The 23,530-nt window shown below is 31.4% G+C and carries 12 protein-coding genes and 1 pseudogene; all 13 read left to right on the top strand.

Translation table 11 applies throughout. The features are described 5' to 3' along the window. Positions 1-342 (top strand): phosphoribosylglycinamide synthetase C domain-containing protein (locus I4V16_RS04500; protein ID WP_279325767.1); only part of this gene is annotated, 342 nt, incomplete at its 5' end. Positions 343-756: 414 nt separating this feature from the next. Then, positions 757-1,068 (top strand): PTS lactose/cellobiose transporter subunit IIA, encoded by a 312-nt coding sequence (locus I4V16_RS04495; protein WP_099329588.1) that lies wholly within the window; start codon positions 757-759, stop codon positions 1,066-1,068. Between the two features lie 12 nt (positions 1,069-1,080). Then, on the top strand, positions 1,081-1,377 hold the full coding sequence (locus tag I4V16_RS04490; protein WP_080023389.1) for a PTS sugar transporter subunit IIB: 297 nt from the start codon (positions 1,081-1,083) through the stop codon (positions 1,375-1,377). Positions 1,378-1,432: 55 nt separating this feature from the next. After that, on the top strand, positions 1,433-2,707 hold the full coding sequence (locus tag I4V16_RS04485) for a PTS transporter subunit EIIC (RefSeq protein WP_242974250.1): 1,275 nt from the start codon (positions 1,433-1,435) through the stop codon (positions 2,705-2,707). A 70-nt stretch (positions 2,708-2,777) separates the two neighbouring features. Then, a complete protein-coding gene (locus tag I4V16_RS04480) occupies positions 2,778-3,962 on the top strand; it encodes a MupG family TIM beta-alpha barrel fold protein (RefSeq protein WP_111937557.1) in 1,185 nt (394 codons plus the stop codon). A 16-nt stretch (positions 3,963-3,978) separates the two neighbouring features. Then, positions 3,979-5,415: a glycoside hydrolase family 1 protein gene (locus I4V16_RS04475; protein WP_099329591.1), complete on the top strand. Its 1,437-nt coding sequence runs from the start codon at positions 3,979-3,981 to the stop codon at positions 5,413-5,415. Between the two features lie 2 nt (positions 5,416-5,417). After that, on the top strand, positions 5,418-6,884 hold the full coding sequence (locus I4V16_RS04470) for a family 1 glycosylhydrolase (RefSeq protein WP_099329592.1): 1,467 nt from the start codon (positions 5,418-5,420) through the stop codon (positions 6,882-6,884). A 36-nt stretch (positions 6,885-6,920) separates the two neighbouring features. Then, entirely contained in the window at positions 6,921-7,769 is an 849-nt protein-coding gene (locus I4V16_RS04465; protein WP_099329593.1) for a YitT family protein, read from the top strand. Between the two features lie 23 nt (positions 7,770-7,792). Further along, the gene (locus I4V16_RS04460) at positions 7,793-9,367 is read left to right on the top strand and encodes an amidohydrolase (RefSeq protein ID WP_099329594.1); all 1,575 of its coding nucleotides are present in this window, start codon (positions 7,793-7,795) and stop codon (positions 9,365-9,367) included. Between the two features lie 47 nt (positions 9,368-9,414). Further along, the gene (locus I4V16_RS04455; protein WP_195966541.1) at positions 9,415-12,042 is read left to right on the top strand and encodes a PRD domain-containing protein; all 2,628 of its coding nucleotides are present in this window, start codon (positions 9,415-9,417) and stop codon (positions 12,040-12,042) included. 157 nt (positions 12,043-12,199) lie between these two features. Continuing rightward, positions 12,200-12,619: pseudogene (locus tag I4V16_RS04450) on the top strand (phosphoribosylglycinamide synthetase C domain-containing protein); the annotation flags it as partial. A 711-nt stretch (positions 12,620-13,330) separates the two neighbouring features. Further along, the gene (locus I4V16_RS04445) at positions 13,331-18,946 is read left to right on the top strand and encodes a glycoside hydrolase domain-containing protein (protein ID WP_195966540.1); all 5,616 of its coding nucleotides are present in this window, start codon (positions 13,331-13,333) and stop codon (positions 18,944-18,946) included. Between the two features lie 134 nt (positions 18,947-19,080). Beyond that, positions 19,081-23,433 carry a DNA polymerase III subunit alpha gene (polC, locus tag I4V16_RS04440; RefSeq protein ID WP_099329598.1) on the top strand — a complete coding sequence of 1,451 codons (4,353 nt, stop codon included), beginning with the start codon at positions 19,081-19,083 and terminating at the stop codon, positions 23,431-23,433. Positions 23,434-23,530 lie beyond the last annotated feature (97 nt).

The following is a 23,530-nucleotide window of genomic DNA, read 5'->3' as shown; positions in this document are numbered from 1 at the left end:
TTATATGAAGTTATTGAGGCTGCAATGGATGAAAGATTAAATGAAATTCAAGTAGAGTGGAAGGATGAAGTTTGTATAAACGTAGTTCTTGCATCTAGTGGATATCCAGGAAGTTTCCAAAAAGGATTCACAATTACAATAGATGAAAGTATAAAGGATAATGTCTTTTTAGCAGGAGCAAAGCTTGAAAAGGGAGTTTTAAAGACTAGTGGAGGAAGAGTTCTTTCTGTAATTGGTACAGGTAAGACTTTAGAGGAAGCTAGGGAAGAGGCTTATAGAAATGTTGAGCTTGTTGACTTTATGGGAGCTTATTATAGGAAAGATATAGGAATATTTGAATAGATAATAGAGATTAGGAGGAAATCTAGCGATTGCTGGATTTCTTTTTTTGTGTTTTGAATACCATCTGCTACGGAGGTGGTTCTAAAGAGCTTTTAGCGGTGGGTAGAAATGTGATTTTTTTCGTATTTTTATGTAGATTATCACTATTTTTATCTTTAATAAAAATATTGTGTATTATTTATAGGCTATCTGTATAAAAAAAAATTAAAAATCAATATACAATATTGATGAGAAAATATATATTATTGTAAAAATTTATAGTAAAACGTGAGGAGGAGTAAATAAAAAAATATATATGTGTGTTAAAAATGAATTTAATGTATAGAAAATGCTATTTTGTTCAAAAATCTCATTTGATGATAGAAAATACAAAATCTATAATATAAGTGTAAATTACATACAAGGAGGTAACATATGAATACAGAAACAATTGCAATGACTTTGATTGCTTATTCTGGAGATGCAAGAACTTTAGCATTTCAAGCACTACAAGCTGCAAAAAAAGGTGATTTTGATAAAGCAGATTGCTTAATGGAGGAAAGTGAAAAAGCATCTACACAAGCACATAAAGCCCAAACAGATCTTTTGGTGGCAGAGGCTAATGGAGAGAGGGCAGATATAAATGTTCTATTGATTCACTCACAAGATCATTTAATGACAGGTATGTTAGCACAAGAATTAATTAATGAAATGATTCAAATGTATAAACAACAAAAAAATAAATAGGAGGAAATAAAAATGAGAGTTTTATTAGCATGTGGAGCTGGATTATCAACAAGTATTTTAATGAAAAAAATGGAGAAATATTGTGAGGGAATAGGGGAAGAATTAAAAATTGATGCTGTTCCTGTAAATAATGTAGAAGGATATCAAAATGATTATGATTGTGTATTGATTGGTCCTCAAGTTTCTTATCGTTTAGATGAATTAAAAGAAATTTTAACTATCCCTGTGGCAGGAATACCTTCGTTAGATTATGCTATAGGAAATGCAGAAAATGTTATGAAATTAGCTCATAAGATTACAGGAAAATAATTTAGGAGGAGAGAATATGAATAATAAATTAGAACAATTTGCTAATAGCGCATTTATGAAAAAGATCCAAAAAGTAAGTGTGAAATTATCTAAAAGTCCTGCCTTTGGCACAATTAGTCAAGGTATGGGAGGAACAATGGGACTTATAATGATTGGTGCTGTTGTACAAATTATTTGTGCTGTTGGTGGATTGGTATTTGGCTGGAAAGCTGGTCATCCAATTTATGATGTATTATATATGCCTTATGAATTAACAATGGGATTGTTAGGACTATTCATGTCATTTACATTAGCATATAACTATGCAAAACGTTTAGGAGTAAAAGCAACAATTCAATCTGGATTTACATCTATGGTGTGCTTTATCTTAGTTTGTTCACCACTTATTTCAACCAAAACAGAAGCAGGTGCTACTATTCGTTCTTTAAATGTTAGTGCTTTAGGTGCAAACGGAATCTTTTGTGCAATTTTAATTGGTTTATTATCTGTTCGTATTACAAAATATGCTGTAGATCATAACTGGATAATTCGTATGCCAGATGTAGTCCCTGAAGGAATTTTAAATAGTTTTAACTCTATTATACCTTCCGGATTAAATATTATAGTTTGGTATGGTTTAGCTGTTGCAATTTCTAACTTTACCAATGGAGCAATGACATTAGGTACATTAATCACTACAACGATTGCGACACCTTTATCTTACCTTGTATCACCATTAGGAATGATTGTAATTGTTATGGTTTTCTGCTTGAGCTGGTTTTTTGGTATTCACGGTGGTAGTGTTGTATTTACAGCAATTATGCCAATTTATATTGCTGCATATGCAACAAATGCAGAAGCTGCAGCTGCAGGACAACCTCTTGTATTTAATCCAATATTCTTATATGGTTGTTTAACTGTTCTTGGTGGTTCTGGAAATACATTACCGTTATGTATTATGGGATTAAAGAGTAAATCTAAACAGATAAGTGCAGTTGCGAAAGCATCTTTGGTTCCAGGTCTTTTCAATATTAATGAGCCTGCAATTTTTGGATTTCCGATTATGTATAACCCAGTTCTATTGATTCCATTTGTTTTGAATTCCTTAGTTGTTATGCTTTTTATGTACATCGGATACTCATTCAATTTAATGGCATTGCCTCAAGTATTGATTATGACAACTTTACCTGTTGGAATTCAACAATTAATGTCTTCTTTGGATTGGCGTAATGTTATATTCTGTGCTTTAATGTTGCCAATAGTATATCTAGTGTATCTTCCATTTTTTAAGATTTACGAAAAGCAATGTATTGCAAAAGAAGAGGCAGAAGCTGCTGAACTTGGAGAGTAATTAAGAAGCGATCCTATTGTCAATTAAAAGGAAAAGAGAAACTTCCGTAATAAAAAAGGAGGAAATGAATATGAAACATGAATTGGGGATTTCTGTATATCCAGATTTAATGCCTTTAGAAAAAATTGAAAGCTATTTTGAGTTGGCAAGTCGTTATGGTGTGTCTAAAGTGTTTTCAAGTATGTTTTCAGTAGAAGGAACAAAGGAAGAAGTTTTAGATTATTTTAAGAAATTGATTGTTGCAGCACATAAAAACAAGTTAAAAGTATCTTTAGATGTTAATCCTATGTGCTTTGAAAAAATGGGAGCTAAACCAGATGATTTAAGTGTATTTAAAAGCATTGATGTAGATTTTTTACGAATGGATTTAAGCTATGGTCCAGAAAATGATGCAAAGTTGGTAAGAAATCCATATGGAATTACAATAGAATTTAATAATTCTCCTGAAATTGTTAAAGGTTTAATAGAAAATGGTATTGATCCAAAAGATTTTTTGGTTTGTCATAATTTTTATCCACAGAGATATACAGCAATGAAATGGAATAAATTTATAAATAAAAATAAAGAATTGAAAGCTTGTTCAAGAGATGTTCGTATAGGTGCTTTTGTTTCTTCAACAGCACCTAATACACATGGTGTGTGGAATGCAATATATGGACTTCCTACAGTTGAAAAGTTGCGTATGCTTCCAATTGATTTGCAAGCAAGAATGTTATTAGCTACAGGAGATGTAGATGATATTTTAATTGGAAATGCTTTTGCAAGTGAAGATGAGTTTAAAAAGTTGCAAGAAGTATTGCAGGAAAATGATAAGTTGAGTAAAGAATTGGATCCAACTTTAAAAATGTTGGTTAATCATGGAATCATTAGTTTAGACAAGCCTATAAAAAGATTACGTGTAACACTAGATGAAGAAATTACAGAAAAAGAGAAGGAAGTATTATTTAACTTTTTCCCACATTTGGAAATGGGGGATAGTTCAGAGTGGATTTGGCGTACAAGAATATCTCGTTTTAAATATAGTCAACCAAATGAGATTTTAACACCACGACATTATGATAAAGAAATGTTTGAGGTTGGCGATGTTGTTATCGTAAACGATAACTATAAACATTATGCTGGAGAAATTCAAATTGTAAAAATTCCTATTGTTAATGATGGAACAAGAAACAGAATTGGACATCTTGACTCAGATGAGTATCAAATGATGGAACTTGTATATGATGGGGATTTAGTTGAATTTTTAGAAAAGTAGATTGGAGGATATTTATATGAGTTTTCCAAAGAATTTTATGTGGGGTGCAAGTTCTTCTAGTGCACAAATAGAAGGTGCTTATGATGTAGATGGAAAAGGACTTACAACATGGGATTATGATAAGAAACGCATAAATTCAGGGTGCTGTTCTTTCAAATATGCCTCTGACTTTTATCATCATTACAAAGAAGATATTGCACTTATGGCAGAAATGGGATTTAAAATGTTTAGAATGTCAATTTCTTGGGCAAGAATTTTGCCTGATGGTGAAAGTGATGTAAATCCTGAAGGTATTAAATTTTATAAAGATGTATTTAAAGAATGCCATAAATATGGAATAGAACCATTGGTTACTATTTATCATTTTGATTTGCCAGCAGCTCTTGAAGAAAAATATAATGGTTGGCATTCTCGTAAAACAGCAGAAGCATATTTAAAGTTTTGTAGAGTTATTTTTGAAAATTTTAAAGAAGATGTCCATTATTGGTTAACGAATAATGAATATAACGTAATGATTTATTATGGTGCAGTAGATATGCTGACAGGGAAAGCAAATGATTTAAATGCTTTATACAATACAGGTCATATTCAGTTGGTAGCGATGGCAAAAGCTATTTCACTATGTCATGAAATGTGTCCAGATGCAAAAATTGGACCAGCACCTAATTTATGTGCCTGCTATCCAGCAAGTGCAGATCCTAAAGATACGATTGCTGCTATGAATATGGAAGATCTTCGTAACAATATGTGGGTAGATCCATTAGTTTTTGGTAAGTATCCAAAATCAATATATCATTATTTTGAATTAAATAATATAGTATTAGATATTCAAGATGGTGATATGGAGGCTTTGAAAAATTGTAACCCGGATTTTATCGGTTTTAATTGTTATGGAAATGAAACAATTGAACATTGCGACTATTATGAAATAGATTGGAATAGTATGGTTGGTGCTGATAATCGAGATATGAGTTATTTGGTTAAGTTAACAGAGAAACCAGGAGTAGGAAAAGCAGTATCTAATCCATTCTTTACCAAAGGAGAGGATGGACATAAATTTGATCCTAGTTGCATTCGTGTGACAGCGCGAAAATTGAGTGATAGATATAATTTACCTTTGATTATAACTGAAAATGGATATGGACGTCCCGATAAGTTGGAAGATGATGGAAGTGTTCATGATGGTTATCGAATCGAACATTTAAAAGGTATGATTTCTGAAATGGGAAAAGGAATTGATGAAGGTGCTTTATTATTTGGTTATTGTCCATGGAGTGCTGTTGATTTGGTATCTACTAGGGAAGGAATTTCAAAACGCTATGGATTTATTTATGTAGATAGAGATGAAGATGATGAGAAAGCGATGCATTCGCCAATGAAACGTTATAGAAAAGACAGCTTTTATTGGTATAAAAAAGTGATTGCATCAAATGGAAAGGATTTAGGTGAATAGCAATGGGATTTTCAAAAAATTTTATGTGGGGGGGAGCAACTGCTGCTAATCAATGCGAAGGAGCATGGAATGTAGGCGGTAAGGGAATGACTGTTTCTGATGTTAGTACTGCTGGAACGGTATCAGATCCTAGATATACAACGTATATTACTAAAGATGGTAAGCCAGGAAAGGCTATTATGTTTCAAGAATTACCTGAAGGGGCTCATCGCGCAGTTTTAGATGAATATTATTATCCATATCATGAAGGAATTGACTTTTACCATCATTATAAAGAGGATATTGCCTTATTTGCAGAGATGGGATTTAAGATTTTCCGTATGTCGATTTCATGGGCTCGTATTTTTCCAAAAGGAATTGAAAAAGAACCTAATAAAGAGGGGTTAGCATTTTATAGACGTGTATTTGAAGAATTGAAAAAATACAATATTGAACCATTGGTAACTATATTCCACTATGATATGCCTGTTTATTTGGAAGAAGAACTTGGTGGATGGGGAAATCGAGAATTGATTGACCTTTTTGAAAAATATGCATGTGTATTATTCAATGAATATAAGGGCTTGGTAAAATATTGGCTAACATTTAATGAAATCAATAGTCCTATTTTATTGAGAAACTATATCCCCAATTATCCAAAATCAAGAATGAAAGAAGCACTTCAAATATTACATCATCAATTTGTTGCTAGCGCTAGAGTTGTACGTGCTGCACATGAAATCTCACCAGATATGAAAGTAGGAGCAATGTTAGGTGGAGTATGTAGTTATCCATTGACATGTAATCCAGATGATGTATTAGCAACCCAAAAACGTCAACAAGATGATTTCTATTATTGTTGTGATACAATGGCTCGTGGAAAATATCCATATTATGCGCAAAGATTTTGGGAAGAATATGATGTGAAACTTGAAACAAAAGAACAAGATTTTATAGATATTCAAGAAGGTAAAGTTGATATGATCACATTCTCATATTACTCTACAGGTTGTACAACAGTAGATGAAAATGCAGAAAAAGCAAAAGGAAACTTTACAACTGGCGCCAAAAATCCATACTTACAGTACAGTGAGTGGGGTTGGAGCATTGATGGAAAAGGTTTACGATACTTTTTAAATGAATTATATGGTCGTTACCAGTTACCACTTATGGTTGTAGAAAATGGATTAGGTGCTGTAGATCAGCTTGAAGCCGATGGAAGTATTCATGATCCATATCGAATTGCTTATACAAGAGAGCATGTCAAAGCAATGAGAGATGCAATTCATGATGGAGTAGATTTATTAGCATATACATATTGGGGGTGTATCGACCTTGTTAGTGCATCTACTGGAGAAATGAAAAAACGTTATGGATTCATTTATGTTGATAGAAATAATGATGGATCAGGAACTCTAAAACGATATAAAAAAGATTCATTTTATTGGTATAAAAAAGTTATTGAATCCAATGGAGAGGATGTGGATTAAAAAAGGCGAAAGATATCTTTCGCTTTTTGTTCTATTATGATAAATACAAGGACAAAGAACTATGGAATTATTTTAATTGGCTCATTTTTATTTTGTGCAGGATTAAATTGGTTTATTGTTCCATTAGGACTTTATAATGGAGGAACAGTAGGGATTTCTCAAATTATCCGTACGTTATTAGATATGAATATTGGTTTTGACATTGCGGGAATATTAAATCTTATGTTAAATATTCCATTGTTAATGCTGGCTTTTGTACATTTTGGAAGATCATTATTCTTTAAAACATTTTTTAGTATTATAACACAAACCATTATTTTTACTTACTTACCAATTCCTACTCAGCCTATCATAGAAGAATATGCTGTTTCATGTCTTATGGGTGGAATTTTAGCAGGAGCAGGTGTTGGAATTACGTTAAGAGCTGGTGGCTCTGGAGGTGGTTTAGATATATTAGGATTGTATTTTGCTAAAAAGAGTAAAGATTTTAGTGTAGGACGTTTTGCATTGATTATTAACGCAATCATATATAGTGTATGTGCTATTTTATTTGAATTACCTGTTGCTATTTATTCTATTTTGTATTCTATGGTTTACTCCATGGCAATTGATAAAACACATTTACAAAATATAAATACAAGCGTTATGATTTTTACAAAAAATAAGATTATTTGCGAAACAATATTACATGAATTAAATCGTGGAGTAACTTATTGGAAAGGGGTAGGCGGGTATACAGAAGTTGATACCTATGTTTTTTATAGTGTACTGTCAAAATATGAAGTAAGAATATTGCAAGAAAGTTTAAAGATACAAGATCCAGATGCATTTGTTGTTGTGACAGAACAAGATCAAGTATTAGGAAATTTTGAAATAAGATTGTGATAAAAGAAAGGTGTGTGAATAATGTGAAAAAATTATTTTATAATGGAACAATTCTCACTATGGATGAAAAAATGCCCAAAGTAGCTGCTGTTGCAATTGAAGAGGAACGAATTATACAAGTATATAATGAAGTCCCATTAGATTGGAAATATGAAAGCTGTGATTTAGAGGGAAAAACACTTCTACCTGGATTTATCGATGGACATTCTCATTTAGTTGGTTGTGCTAATTCATTGGCACAATGTGATTTATCCAAAGCCAAAAATTTTTATGATATTGTGGATATTATGAAACAATTTATAAAAGACCGAAATATTCCAAAAGGAAAATGGGTCGTCGGTATCAATTATGATCATAATTTCTTAAAAGAAAAACGTCACCCAGATTGTAATGTCCTTAATGAGATCAGCAAAAATCACGCTATTCTTATAATACATGTTTCAAATCATATGGGTGTTGTAAATTCATTTGGACTATGTAAAGAAAATGTATATGATGATGTAAAAGATCCGCAAGGTGGTAGATATGGTAGATTTGATGGGACAAATACTTTGAATGGATATATGGAAGAAAATGCTTTTATTAATTTTCAAAAATCTATATCTTCCTTGGATATAGAAATGATGAGAAAAAATATAATTTTAGCGCAAGAATTGTATGCAAAATATGGTATTACAACTATTCAAGATGGTTTTCTTACCGATTCCTTATATTCTTTGTTAAAACTATTTGCGGAAGAAAAACTTTTAAAAATTGATGTTGTTGGATATGTTGATTTAGAAAACTATCGTAATATATATCAAAAGCATTCAAAAGATTATGTATATAATAATCATTTTCGTTTAGGCGGATATAAAATCTTTTTAGATGGATCTCCACAAGGAAAAACTGCATGGATGAAGGAACCATATGAACATAGTAAAGAAAGGGGATATCCAGTTCATTCAGATGAAGATATATATGAATTGATCAGCAATGCTTTAGAAGATCATGCACAGCTATTGGCACATTGCAATGGTGATGCTGCAGCTGAACAATATGTGAAACAATTTACAAGAGTTATGGAAAATCATAGTTACATAGATTCTTATCGTCCAGTTATGATTCATGCTCAATTGGTAAGAGAAGAGGAATTAAGAAAGATGAAACGAATCTCTATGATTCCAAGTTTTTTTGTTGCGCATACATATTATTGGGGAGATATTCATTTGGCTAATTTGGGAAAAGAAAGAGCCTCTCGTATTTCTCCTGTAAAAGACGCTATTCGTACAGGTCTTACATATACATTCCATCAAGATACACCTGTATTATTTCCTGATGTAATGAAAACAATCAGTTGTGCAGTTAATCGAATTACAAAAAATGGAATTGGATTGTCAAAAGATCAAAGTATTAGTGTTATGGAGGCTTTAAAAGCCGTAACAATATATGCAGCTTATCAATATCATGAAGAAAATAGTAAAGGAAGCATTGAAAAAGGGAAAAAGGCAAACTTTGTAATTTTAGAAAAAAATCCTTTAGAAGTAGAGTTAAGTGAGTTAGAAAACATACAAGTGGTTGAAACAATTGTAGATGGTGTAACAATATTCAAAAAATGATATAATGTAAAGGTATTCGCGATTTAGAGAAAAGGAGAGATTATGCGTTGAAATTAAGCAAGGATATAGTTTTAGAATATATACAAAATCAATCATTACATCAATCAGAGGATGTTCATTTTACAACTCAAGAACTTTCAGATGTTTTACAGATGCAACGTTCAAATTTAAGTAAGCTATTAAATGAATTGGTAAAGGAACATCGCATTAAGAAAACTAATGGTAGACCTGTTTATTATTCATTAGTAAAAGAACATGAAGAATCATGTTTTCATGCGATGATTGGTTATAATTCAAGTTTAAAGCAAGTTGTTCAGTTAACAAAAGCAGCTTTGCTATATCCAAGCAATTCATTGCCTATTTTAATTACAGGATCAGATGGATCAGGAAAAAGTTTATTAGCAAGGCTGATTTATGAATTTGCAAAAGAAACTAACATTATTAAACAAGAGGCTCCATTTATTAAAATTAATTGTCGATACTTAGTTGAAGAATCTAATGAGAAAATTAGAGAAATTTTCTTTTCAAAAGATTATGGGGCGATGAAAAAAGCACAAGGAGGTATCCTATTTGTTGACCACATCAATCGATTATCTCATGATATTCAAAGTGACCTTTTAAATTATGTTGAGATAGCACAAATATCTTTAAGTAATATGATTTTAGTTTACTCTGTTGATGACTCTATCAACCCTTCTTATTTGAGTCTATATTCTTCAAAATTTTCAATTGTTGTGGATTTACCAGCACTATCCAAAAGGAGTTTTGAGGAAAGATTTGATATGATTCAACTTTTTTTTCAAAAAGAAGCAGAATGTATTCAAAGGGATATTAAGATTAATGCAGAGGTATTACGTTGTCTAATGCTGTATCCATGTCAATCTAATGTAAAACAGTTGAAAAAGGATATTCAGTTAGGTTGTGCAAATGGTTATGCTAGAAGTTTTGACAAAGAAGACAATCAAATGGAGCTTTTTATTCATGATTTTCCGAATTATGTTCGAAAAGGTTTTTTATCATATCGTAAATATCGTACAAAGATTGAACAAATAATACCAGATAATTATTTGTATATTTTTTCAGCCCAGGCAACAAATGCTTGCCATGATAATAATACAAAACAATCCGATGGAAATTTTTATAATATGATTGATCGAAAAGTAGAAGAACTGAAACAACATGGAATAGATGAAGAAGATATCATGGGAATTATTCAAGCTGATCTAGACTATAATTTTAAACAAATTAATTCCAGTATTGAACAAAAAGAAATTGATAAAGAACTGATTTCTAAGATTGTTGATTCTAAAATTATTGGGATGGTTGATACGTTTCTTAAAGAGGCATCAATACGATTTGAACGTATTTATCCAAACTCACTTTTTTATGCGATTTGTTTACATTTATCTGCGATATTAGAAAGAAAAGGAAAATCACAAAAATTATCCAATGAACAAATTGTTATGACAATAAAAGAATTTAATGAAGAATACATTTTTTGCTCTAAATTTACAACTACACTAGAAAAAGAATTTAATGTACAATTTTCTATTTATGAAGTGGTATTTTTAACAATGTTTATAACACAGGACAATTTTAGTGAAACATCAAAAAATAAACCAGTTGTTTTGGTAGCAATGCATGGAAGTAGTACTGCATCTAGTATTGTTGAAGTAGCAAACACATTGGTTGGAGATGGAAATATTTATTCCTTTGACCTTTATTTAGATAAGGATATGCAAAAGGTTTATGAGGAATTAAGCCAAACAATTTTAGAAATTCATCAAGGAAAAGGAGTATTGATGTTATATGATATGGGTTCTTTAAGGTCTATGGCAGAAATGATAAGCTTAGAAACTGGAATTGATATTAAAACTGTTTGTATACCAGCTACTCTAATTGCTTTGGATTGCTCTCGTAAAGCAAGCTGTTATAATTCGTTAGATGATATATATATATCAGTTATGGACTCTTATCAACAAATGTATCCAGAAATTCAACAATCTTATCAGAAACAAGAGAAACCTCAAGTTATTATTACTTTATGCATGACAGGAGAGGGAGCAGCAATACAAATAAAAAATTATATTGAACAACATATTTATTTGGAAAATACAGATATCATACCTTTAGCTATTTCTGATCATGAATATCTGTTAAAAAAAGTAAATCAAATTCAAAAAAGTCAAAAAATTGCTTGCGTTATTGGAGCTTATAATCCAGAGTTATATGGAATACCATATATTCCTATTTCTAAATTGTTTGATACTTCCCCAGATAAACTGGATATTTTACTATCTTTAGAGACAGCAGAATCCGTTATGTCAGTCAACTATGATGCTATTTATGCATATCTTCAAGAGCAGTTAGAGGGATTTGATTTTAAATCATTAAAAGAAGTTTTACCAAAGGTCATTCGCCAAATAAAGAAAATAGTGCATGGTCTATCATCTGATCAAGAAGTAGGTTTATTTATGCATATTGCTTGTTCTATTTATCGTTTGCAAAATGAAAATAAATCTGTAAAAAATGGACAAACTAAACACATTATTTTGAAAAATAAACGTCTATACAATGATTTGAAAGAGCTTTTACATTTAATTGAAGAAGAGTTTTGCGTGGAATTTAACGATGATGAATTGGCAAATATAATTCAAATTATAAGACAATGTTGAGTGTATGAAAACTGGTTCTTTCAGAAAATTAAAAATAAAAAACTATGAGTTAAGAAAATTTAGCAGCATAACACGATATGCTGCTTTTTATATTTTATGATTTCATTAAATTTGTCCTTGATGTAGAAAATCAATACATGCTGTATAGATTAATACAGGAGTATACCTGCTAGAGTACAATGTTAGAATGGGTGACCCAGAAACTCAATCAGTGCTTCATTTAATGGAAAGTGATTTATATGAAGTTATTGAGGCTGCAATGGATGAAAGATTAAATGAAATTCAAGTAGAGTGGAAGGATGAAGTTTGTATAAACGTAGTTCTTGCATCTAGTGGATATCCAGGAAATTTTACAAAAGGATTCCCAATTACAATGGATGAAAGTATAAAAGATAATGTCTTTTTAGCAGGAGCAAAGCTTGAAAAAGGAGTTTTAAAGACTAGTGGGGGAAGAGTTCTTTCTGTAATTGGTACAGGTAAGACTTTAGAGGAAGCTAGGGAAGAGGCTTATAGAAATGTTGAGCTTGTTGACTTTATGGGAGCTTATTGTAGGAAAGATATAGGGATATTTGAATAGGTAAGAAGGTACGAGGTACAAGGTAAAAAGAGTAATAGGGATAATAAGGATAAGAGAGATAGGGGGAATCCAACTGGGCTGGATTTCTTTTTTTGATTTAAATAAGAGGGTAAAAAGGGTGATGGGTGAGATAATAAAATAATAGAGTCTTATATTTATAGAAAGGGATGGATGTAGTGTACGCTTCGCCTCCACCAATAAATCCACGATAGAAATGTCGTGGATTTATTTAGTTAGAACTAATGAGTTTATCTGTAATGTTCATATTTAAAAGAAAAAGAAGAAGTATTTAATATTATTTGAAAAGATAGGAGGTATAGAGTTTATATAAAAAATATGTAGCTCTATACCTTTTTTTGTATGTGCAATTATGAACTTAATTATATACAACAGAATCATACTGAAGTTATAGAAATGTATAAAAAGGATAATAGAAATGCCTGAATATTAATATATAGAAAGTACTTTGTGAGTAATAAAAATTAAGGTGGAAATCCAGCGTTGCTGAATTTCTTTTTTTAAAGTTAAAATGTATAAAATCAATGATAAAAATTGTAAAGATTAAAAAAGTATGGAATGAGATAATTGTAAATAATGGGATAGGTTTTATTTAATTAAAATCTATTATTTGTAGAAAGGGGAATTTTATATAAAAGGAGGGATGTAGTAAGTTATAATCAAATTTATAGATTTTAAAAGAAAGGAGAAATTATGAGAAAGAGATTTTTTAAGATTTCAATTGGATTAATTGTTACATTTATCATGAGTATAATGCCAGTAAATATACAATATATATTTGCTGCAGAGAATGAAATGCTTGTTGATGACACTGTAACAACTGGTGTACATTATTTTACGTATACTGAAGAAACAGATACTAGCGGAAAAAATGGATGGGCATCAGATAAGAAATCATCAATTAAAGGTGAAGAGTATGCGCAGACACAGCACTGGGTATGGAATAATGATTCTAAAGAGGCTGCAAAGCATACTTATACATTTACCTTTGAGGGGACTGGAGTAGAGTTATGGGGTGTAAAAAGTGATGAATATAACATGTTCCAGTTAGATAATGGTCAAATAGAGAAGGTAAAAATTGAAGGTGAAGCTGATACACCAACAAAATTATATAGTAAGACTGGATTAACAAAAGGCAAGCATACAGTAAAGGTTACTTTAGCAGAAGAGGGTAAAGGTTTACAGGTGAGCTATGCAAAAGTAATTGGAGCGTCTCATGACAATCCTGATAATCAAATAGAGAAAATAATACCTACTAAAGTAGATGGAACAACAAATAAGTTTACTTATAATAATCCAAATGGTTTTAAGTGGAGTTTTTCTAGCAGCGAAGCATATATAGATACAAATGGTGATGTATCTAAGGCAGAAGAATGTTACTATGAGGTTCCGTTTTATGGAAATGGAATTGAGATATTTGCTAATAAAAATCATAACCATGGTATTGTGAAATTTACTATAGATGGTAAATACGATAAAGAAGTAGATCTTTATAATTCTACTAGAACACAAGCACAATCTGTATATAAAATTAGTGGTTTAGAAGAAGGAAATCATACATTAAAAGCAGTTATGCAAAATAAAAAGAATTCAGGTAGCAGTAACTATGTTAATCAAGTAGCATATGCAGAGATTTCTCATGCTCCTTATGTTATAAAAGATATTATATTAGCAGAAAAAAGCTATGAAATGTCAGAGGGAGCAATGCAACAAATAGAGTATACATTAACACCAGAGTATGTAACAGTAAATGATATAGTTTTTGAAAGCCAAAATAAAGATATTGCTACAGTTAACAGTAAAGGTGTTATTACAGCTGTAAAAGAAGGAACTGCAAAAATAACTGTATCTAGTGAAAAAGCAAATATTAAGAAAGAAATAACAGTAAATGTAAAGAAAGCTGTTCCAGGAATTGGAGGAAGTATTGTTGACGTAAATACTCAGTATACACAAGATCGCTATGAAGAGGTTAAGAAACTAGGAACTACGTCTGCAACTCTTACAGCATGGAAAAATGATAAGGCAATTAGTGAAATATCATTATATTCAAAAGACAGCAAATTAAGTAATGTAAGTATTTCAGTTAGTGATTTTAAAAATGGTGAAAAGATTTTAAAGTCGGATAATATAAAAGCCACATTTATTAAGTCTGTAAAAGCTTATAATGGTGAATATTTAGGATATGGTGATAAAAATCGTAAAGTACCAGCAGAAACTGAAACAAATCGTAGTGAATCTAATGATGTGTTATACCAAACAACACCAATAGAAATTGGATTCAACAAATTACAAAATGTTTGGGTTGAAGTTAATGTACCAAAAGGAACAGAGCCAGGAACATATACTGGAAAATTAAAAGTAACTGCAGATGGAATTAAAGAACCATTAGAATTTACTTATACATTAAATGTACAAGATGCAGAACTTCCTGATGCAAAAGAGTTTGAAAATGGATTTGATATTGAATTATGGCAATATCCATATAGTAGTGCAGAATACTATAATGTAGAACCATTTTCAGAAAAACATTTAGAAATAATGAAATCAAGTATGTTAAAATACAAAGAAATTGGTGGACATGCTATTACAACATCAATTGTAGAAGAGGCATGGAATGCGCAAACATATAGTAAAAATGATGTGCATTATCCATCAATGATAAAGTGGACTAAAAAGGCAGATGGAACATTTGAATATGACTATACTCATTTCGATAAATGGGTAAAATTTAATAAAGAGCTTGGAATTGGAGATAAAATTGTATTATATAGTATTGCTCCATGGCATAATAGCTTTGCTTATTGGGAAGGTGATAAGCTAGTATATGAAAAATATAATGTTGGAGATGATAGATATACAAAGGTTTGGAAAGATTTCTTGCAAGATTTAGTGGATCATTTAACTGATATGGGATGGTTTGAAGACTCATATATTGGTATTGATGAAAGAGGATTTAGTAATGCGGCTTTTGATATTGTTGACTCTGTAAAAAATATTCATGGAAAATCTTTAAAGACAGCAGGAGCAATGGATGGCTTTGTAAACAAGAAGGATTTAGCACTTAGAGTATATGACTTAAATGTTGGAGATACAGCTGCTGCAGCCCATCCACAAGAGTTTGAAAAATTACTAGAAGAGCGTAAGTCATTGGGGTTACGTACAACTTTATATTCTTGTACAGAGCATCAACCAGGAAACTTCTCATTAAGTGCACCAGTAGAAAGTTATTGGTCAATTATCAATGCTGGAAAAAGTGAAACAGCAGGATTCTTAAGATGGGCATATGATGCATGGGTAGAAGATCCTTTACGTGACACAACTCATAATGCATTTGAACCAGGAGATTGTTTCTTAATTTATCCAGATGAAAAAGATGCAAAAAATCCTACAAGTAAAAGTTCAGTTCGTTTAGAAATTATGGCAAAGGGTGTTCGTGATGTAAACAAACTTCTAATTATGGAAAAAGAAGTTGCTTCTTTAGAAAGTGAAATTGATGCTTTATATGATAATATAACAATTACTCCAGTTACAAGTCGTTCATATTTAAGTGAAGATAAAGTAAATCAATTATCACAACAAGTAGAAAAATTTACTGAAGGAATTAATAAATTAACAGAACGTTATATTAACTTAAAGGAAAATGGAACTAATGAAGTTGAATCTGTTACAATTGATGGCAATGAAAAAGAAATCATGTTAGGTAGTACAGTTCAATTAAAAGCAGTTGTAAAACCAGATAATCTATTAAATAATCGTGTAACTTGGACATCTTCTAATGAAGGAATTGCATCTGTTAATGATAAAGGTGTAGTTACAGCAAATAAGCTAGGTAGTGTAACTATTACTGCTACATCAGTTCAAGATGAAAGCAAAAAAGCAACTATTAAAGTTACAGTATCACCAGTTACAATTGATAAATCAGCACAAGTTTCTTACTATTCTTTTGATAAGGATAAAGATGGAGAAGTATTTGATGAATGGGGTTCTAGAAATGGAATCAATGAAGGAACTATTGGAGAAGGTAAGTCTAATAATGCATTAAAAGTAACAGAAGAGGGAAATAGTGTGACTTTAGAAGGAGATTCTAAAATTGCGGATAATGATGCATGGAGTATTACTTATTGGGTAAATACGGATGCTGAGTTTAATAAAGAAATATCTGTTATTAGTGATAAGGATAAGGCTTTTGCAGCATCATTAAAAATGGCAGAGAATCGTGATAGTGGATTCCGTGTAGGAAAAGGAAATGGAGATGTATTAACATTCAAGTATGATTTTAAGCCTAATAATTGGTATCATATAGCATGGACCCAAAGTAAAACAGATGGTTTAAGCATGTATGTAAATGGTCAATTAATACAAAAAAATGACTGGACAAAAAAGAATACAGTAAAATTCCCAATGGATATTATAGGGAGTACAGGATTTACTGGATTAATTGATGAGGTTAAGGTTTATAACAAGGTATTAAATCCTAGTGAAATAGCTTCTACAATGTTAGTTAAAGGATTAAATATTACAGAAAACTATAAGAGGTTGTATATTGGTGAAACTTATACAATTGAAACAAATCTACTTAGTGATAATGAGGATAAAACAATTACTTACACATCTAGTAATCCCAATATTGCAAGTGTAGATAAAAATGGTGTAGTAACAGCTAAAGATCGTGGATTAACTACTATTACAGTAGAGAATAAAGCAGGTGGATATAAGGAAGAAGTAACTATTGAAGTAAGTAAGAAATTAACTATTTCAAATACTTTAGAAACTTATGAATTACCAGCAAATAGAGTAACTGATATTGAAAGATCACCTGGTGGAGATCGTCAATATCTTGGACAACCAGATATGGTACGCACTAGCACTGGTCGTTTAATTACTGCATATCCAAAAGGACATGGAAAAGGCCCTATTATAATGCAAATTAGTGATGATAATGGAGAAACATGGATAGAAAAGAATAATACCCCTAGTAGTTGGATAGGTTCTCAAGAAACTCCTACATTATATGTCTTACCATTAGAAAATGGAAAAGAACGTATTATGATGATTACAGCATGTCCTGGATGGGGAACAGATTCAAATGGAAATAAAACTGGATGGAACACTTCATATTCTGATGATAACGGAGATACATGGACAGAATATAAACATTGGTATTCTAAACATGAAAATGGAAAAGAAAATAAATCTATTGTAGGTATGGCATCTTTAGTTCAATTAAAAGATGAAAGTGGAAATTACATTCAAAAGTGGATGGGAGTATACCATGACTATGATTATGTAAACTATAAAACATACCTAACATTTAATGAAAATGGTGAAGAACAATGGAGTGAACCAGAACCATATTTAAGTGATTATCGTAATATTGAAAGTACGTATAAAATGTGTGAAATTGGTATGTTCAGATCACCAGATGGAAAACGTATTGTTGGATTAGCACGTAGCCAATCTCATAATAATCCTGCAACTATGATTTATTCTGATGATGAAGGAAAGACATGGAGTAAACCAATGGATTTACCAGGTTCTCTTGCAGGAGAGCGTCATAAAGCAGCATATGACCCAATTAGTGGTCGTTTAGTGATATCATTCCGTGAAATTCAATATGATTTAAACGGAAATAACACTTTTGATGGTGATGCTGATTGGACTGCTGGAGAATGGATTGCATGGGTTGGAACTTATGAAGATCTTATGGAACAAAGAGATGGACAATACCGCATTGAAATAAGTAAAGATTATTCTAAGAGTGCTAAATCAGGAGATACTGGATATGCAGGTATTGTTGTTTTAGATGATGGTACATTTATTATGGATTCTTATGGACATTGGGATGAAGAGTTCTCTAATAGTTGGACAGGTGGAGTAACTACAGACTTATGTTATATAAAACAAGCAAAATTCAAGCTAAGTGAAATTGATAATATGGCTGGATTAATTGATAGAAGTGAACTAGAAGAATTAATTGATAAAGTATCAGGTCTTAATAAGGATGAATATACATCTGAAAGTTGGAGTGACTTTGAAATAGCATTAAATGAAGCAATTAATGTAAAAGATAATGTGGAAAGTACTCAAGATGAAATTGATGAAGCAAAGGAAAAATTAAGTAAGTCTTTTGATAATTTAAAGAAAAACAAAACTGATATTGGAGGATCTGAAGATACATCAGATAATGATGTAGATGATTCTAACAGTGTTAAAACTGGTGATATAACAAATACAGCAATACTATATTTAGTAGCACTAATGAGTTTATCAGCAATGTTCATATTTAAAAGAAAAAGAAGAAGTATTTAATATTATTTGAAAAGATAGAAGGTATAGAGTTTATATAAAAATATGTAACTCTATACCTTTTTTTGTATGTGCAATTATTAGCTGAATTATATATAATAGAATCATACTGAAGTTATGGAAAGGTATAAAGTATTATGAAAAGGATAAATGAAGTTTTTAGTGATTTTAATACTGGAAGCAACATAAGTACTGCCTTGGTTGAAAGTGCAGTTTTAAAGAAAAAATCTAAAACTTTAGAGTTAGCAATAAGTTCAGATAGATACATAGAAATACAGGAAATTGAAGAACTTAATAACTTCATTAAAAGAAGGTTTTATTTAGAGCATTCAAAGATTGCTGTAAATTATACTGAAGAAGTTAAGATGAAGCCTATAGAAGAGGAAATTAAGAATATAATATCTTATGTTTCTAATAAACATCCTTTTCTTAGGGTGGCTGTTAACAATTGTGATTATGAAATAAGTGGTAATACAATAACATTAAAGTTTAGAGTGCCTGTATCAACAATGTTTAGAGACTTAAAATATGATAGGGAAATTAGGGAAGGTATAAAAAGCTTCTATGGTAAATCCTATAATATAAAGTTTGTTGATAATGTAGATGCAGATGAATTAATTAGGCTTCAAGTAGAAGAAGAGAAGAAGAGAATGTCAATGATTAGGAATGAAATTAGGTCTACTGGACCATCTATTCCTAAGGATACTACCCCAACTGTTCCTAGTGAAGGGGAAAAGGGTAAAGATGATAAGAAGTCTGGAAAGATGAATAATCCTTTCTTAATATTAGGTAGAAATTCTAATATTAAAGAATCCTTAATAAGAATATCTGATGCCTCTCCTGAAGAGGGAAGAGTTGCCTTATATGGTGAACTATCTAATATGGAAACAAAGGAATTAAGAAGTGGTAAGATATTAGTTTCTTTTGATTTATATGATGGAACAGGTTCTCTTACTTGTAAGTCCTTCCTTAAGCCAGAGCAAGCTGATGACGTAATATCTAAGCTTAAAAAGGCTAGGGGAGTTAAGCTTTGTGGTAACTTAGGTTTTAGTAATTTCTCTGGGGAAGTTGAGATGATTGCAAATACTATAGTTGAAACAAAGGGACTTGAAAGGGTAGTAAGAAGAGATGAGTCAGAAGTTAAGAGAGTTGAACTTCATCTTCATACTAAAATGAGCCAAATGGATGGTATGAGCAGTGCAGCTGACTTAATAAAGAGAGCAATGAGCTGGGGAATGAAGTCTATAGCTATAACTGACCATGGTGTTGTTCAATCTTTCCCAGAAGCACATAAATTATTAGGAAGAAATAATCCTGATATGAAGGTTATTTATGGGGTGGAGGCTTACCTTGCTCCAGATAAAAAGCCTTCTGTGAGAAATATTAAGGGGCAAAGTCTTGATACTACTTATTGTGTATTAGATTTAGAAACTACAGGTTTTTCACCTAGATTAGAAAAAATAACTGAAATAGGTGTAATGAAGTACCAAGATGGCAAGGTAATCGACAAGTTTAGTTGTTTTGTTAATCCAGAGAAATCAATACCTCCAAGAGTTGTTGAAGTAACTGGCATAACTGATGATATGGTTAGAAATGCTGAAACTATAGATAAGGTTTTTCCTAAACTTTTAGAGTTTATAAAAGATAGCGTTTTAGTTGCCCATAATGCTGAGTTTGATGTTGGGTTCTTAAGACATTTTGCAAGAGAGTTAGGTTATGAATTTGACTTTACATATTTAGATACCTTATCACTAGCTTATGAGTTATTCCCAGAGTATAAAACTTATAAGTTAGGAAGAATAGCTAAAAACCTTGGAATAAAGGTTGATGTTGCTCATAGAGCCTTAGATGATGTTGATACAACAGTTAAAGTGTTTAAGGTAATGCTTGATATGTTAAGGGAAAGAGGAGTAAAGACCTTAGAGGATATAGAAATTTATGCATCTGATGAAACTGCTAAAAAGGAAGCTTTTAAGAAGTTAAGAACTCATCATGCTATTATTCTTGCTAAGGATTATGTGGGCTTAAAGAATTTATATAAGTTGGTATCTTATTCTCATTTAGATTATTTCTATAAAAAACCTCGTATATTAAGAAGTATGTTTAAGAAGTATTCTGAAGGTCTAATTATAGGTAGTGCTTGTAGTGATGGAGAGCTTTATCAATCAATTCTACTTGGAAAGTCTGATGAAGAAATTGAAGCTATAGCAAGAGAATATGATTATTTAGAAATTCAACCTTTAAGTAACAACGATTATCTTATAAGAAATGGAGAAGTTCCTGATAAAGAATACTTAAAAGAGATAAACAGAACCATAGTTAAACTTGCTGAAAAGCTAAATAAACCTGTTGTAGCAACTGGGGATGTTCATTTTATGGACCCAGAGGATGAAATCTACAGACGTATTTTAGAAGCAGGTCAAGGTTTTAAGGATGCAGATAATCAAGCACCTTTATATTTAAGAACTACTGAAGAGATGCTTGAAGAATTCTCTTATTTAGGAAGAGATAAGGCTTATGAAGTAGTAGTAACAAACACAAATTTAATTGCAGATATGTGTGAGCAAATAAGTCCAATATCTCCTGAAAAGTGTCCTCCTCACATTGAGGGATGTGAGCAGGAAATAAAGGATATAGCTTATGGTAAGGCACATGAGTTATATGGAGAAGAACTACCTGATATTGTACAGGAAAGATTAGATAAGGAACTTAATTCTATTATTCAAAATGGGTTTTCAGTAATGTATATAATTGCTCAAAAGCTAGTATGGAAATCTAATGATGATGGATACTTAGTTGGTTCAAGAGGATCTGTTGGGTCTTCTGTTGTTGCTTATATGACTGGTATAACAGAGGTTAATGCATTACCTCCACATTATAGGTGTCATAAATGCAAACATTCAGATTTTAATGATTATGGAGCTAAGAATGGTTTTGACTTACCTGATAGAGCTTGTCCTGTTTGCGGAGAAATGATGGATAAGGATGGGATGGATATACCTTTTGAAACCTTCCTTGGATTTAATGGGGATAAGGAGCCTGATATTGACTTGAATTTCTCTGGAGAATATCAAGCAAAGGCCCATAGATATACTGAAGTTATATTTGGTAAGGGTACAACATTTAAAGCTGGGACAATAGGTACAATAGCTGAAAAAACAGCCTTCGGATATGTTAAAAAGTATTTTGAAGAGAGAAATACTTCAGCTAATAAAGCAGAGATTACTAGAATATCAAAGGGATGTACTGGAATAAAAAGAACAACTGGTCAGCACCCTGGTGGAATAATAGTTGTTCCTAAGGGAAGAGAGATATTTGAGTTTTGTCCAGTTCAGCATCCAGCTGATGATCCTAATTCAGATATTATAACAACACATTTTGATTATCACTCAATAGATTCAAACTTACTTAAGCTTGATATACTAGGACACGATGATCCTACAGTAATTAGAATGCTTCAAGATATTACAGGGGTAGACCCTCAAAAAATACCTTTAGATGATAAAGAAACTATGTCTATTTTCTCATCGACTAAAGCCCTTGGAGTAACACCTGAACAAATAAATTCTAAGGTTGGTACCTTTGGTATACCTGAGTTTGGTACAAAGTTTGTTAGAGGAATGCTTTTAGATACACTTCCTAAGAGTTTCTCAGATTTATTATGTATATCTGGATTATCTCACGGTACTGATGTATGGCTTGGAAATGCTAAGGATTTAATTGATGGAGGAGTAATTACAAGTATAAGTGATGCCGTATGTTGTAGAGATGATATTATGGTTTACTTAATTAAAATGGGGCTTGAACCTAATACATCCTTTAAGATAATGGAGCTTGTTCGTAAAGGTAAGGCTTTAAAGGATCCTGAAAAGTGGGCAGAGTATGAAAAGATGATGAGAGATAATAATGTACCTGAATGGTATATTGATTCTTGTAGAAAGATAAAATACATGTTCCCTAAGGCCCATGCAGCAGCTTATGTTATGATGGCATTTAGAATCGCATGGTTTAAGGTACATATTCCTTTAGCATATTATGCAGCATATTTCTCTATAAGAGCTAAGGCCTTTGATGCAGAATATATGATTTTTGGAAAAGAAAAGGTTAGAGAAAAAATGAAGGAAATCAGCTTACAAGGAAATGATGCAGCTCCAAAGGATAAGGATATGTATGATGATTTAGAAATTGTATTAGAGATGTATGAAAGAGGCTTTAAGTTCCTACCAATAGACTTATATAAATCAGATTGGGATAAATTTAAAGTAGAAGAGGATGCCCTTAGACCTCCTTTAAATAGTATTTCGGGAATGGGGAATGTGGCAGCAGAAGCTATATTTAATGCTGTTCATGAAGAAACTCCAATTAGTTCAATTGATAATTTAAAGAAACGTGCTAAAATAGGTAATTCTGCAGTAGATTTACTTAGAAAATTTGGTTGCTTAAATGGATTATCAGAAAGTGATCAGGTAAGTTTCTTTGATGTAATTTAAGATAGTAATGTAATAGAAAGCTATAAAATTCAGTTTTAATGAATTTTATAGCTTTTCTTATCTTTAATAAATAATATCCCTTCATTTTGTTCAACCT

It is taken from the genome of Clostridium sp. 1001283B150210_160208_E6 (assembly GCF_015669365.1).
GTDB classification, from domain to species: Bacteria; Bacillota; Clostridia; order Clostridiales; family Clostridiaceae; genus Clostridium; species Clostridium paraputrificum.
Note: the sequence above shows the minus strand (reverse complement) of the source record. Positions and strands in the feature narration are given on the sequence as shown.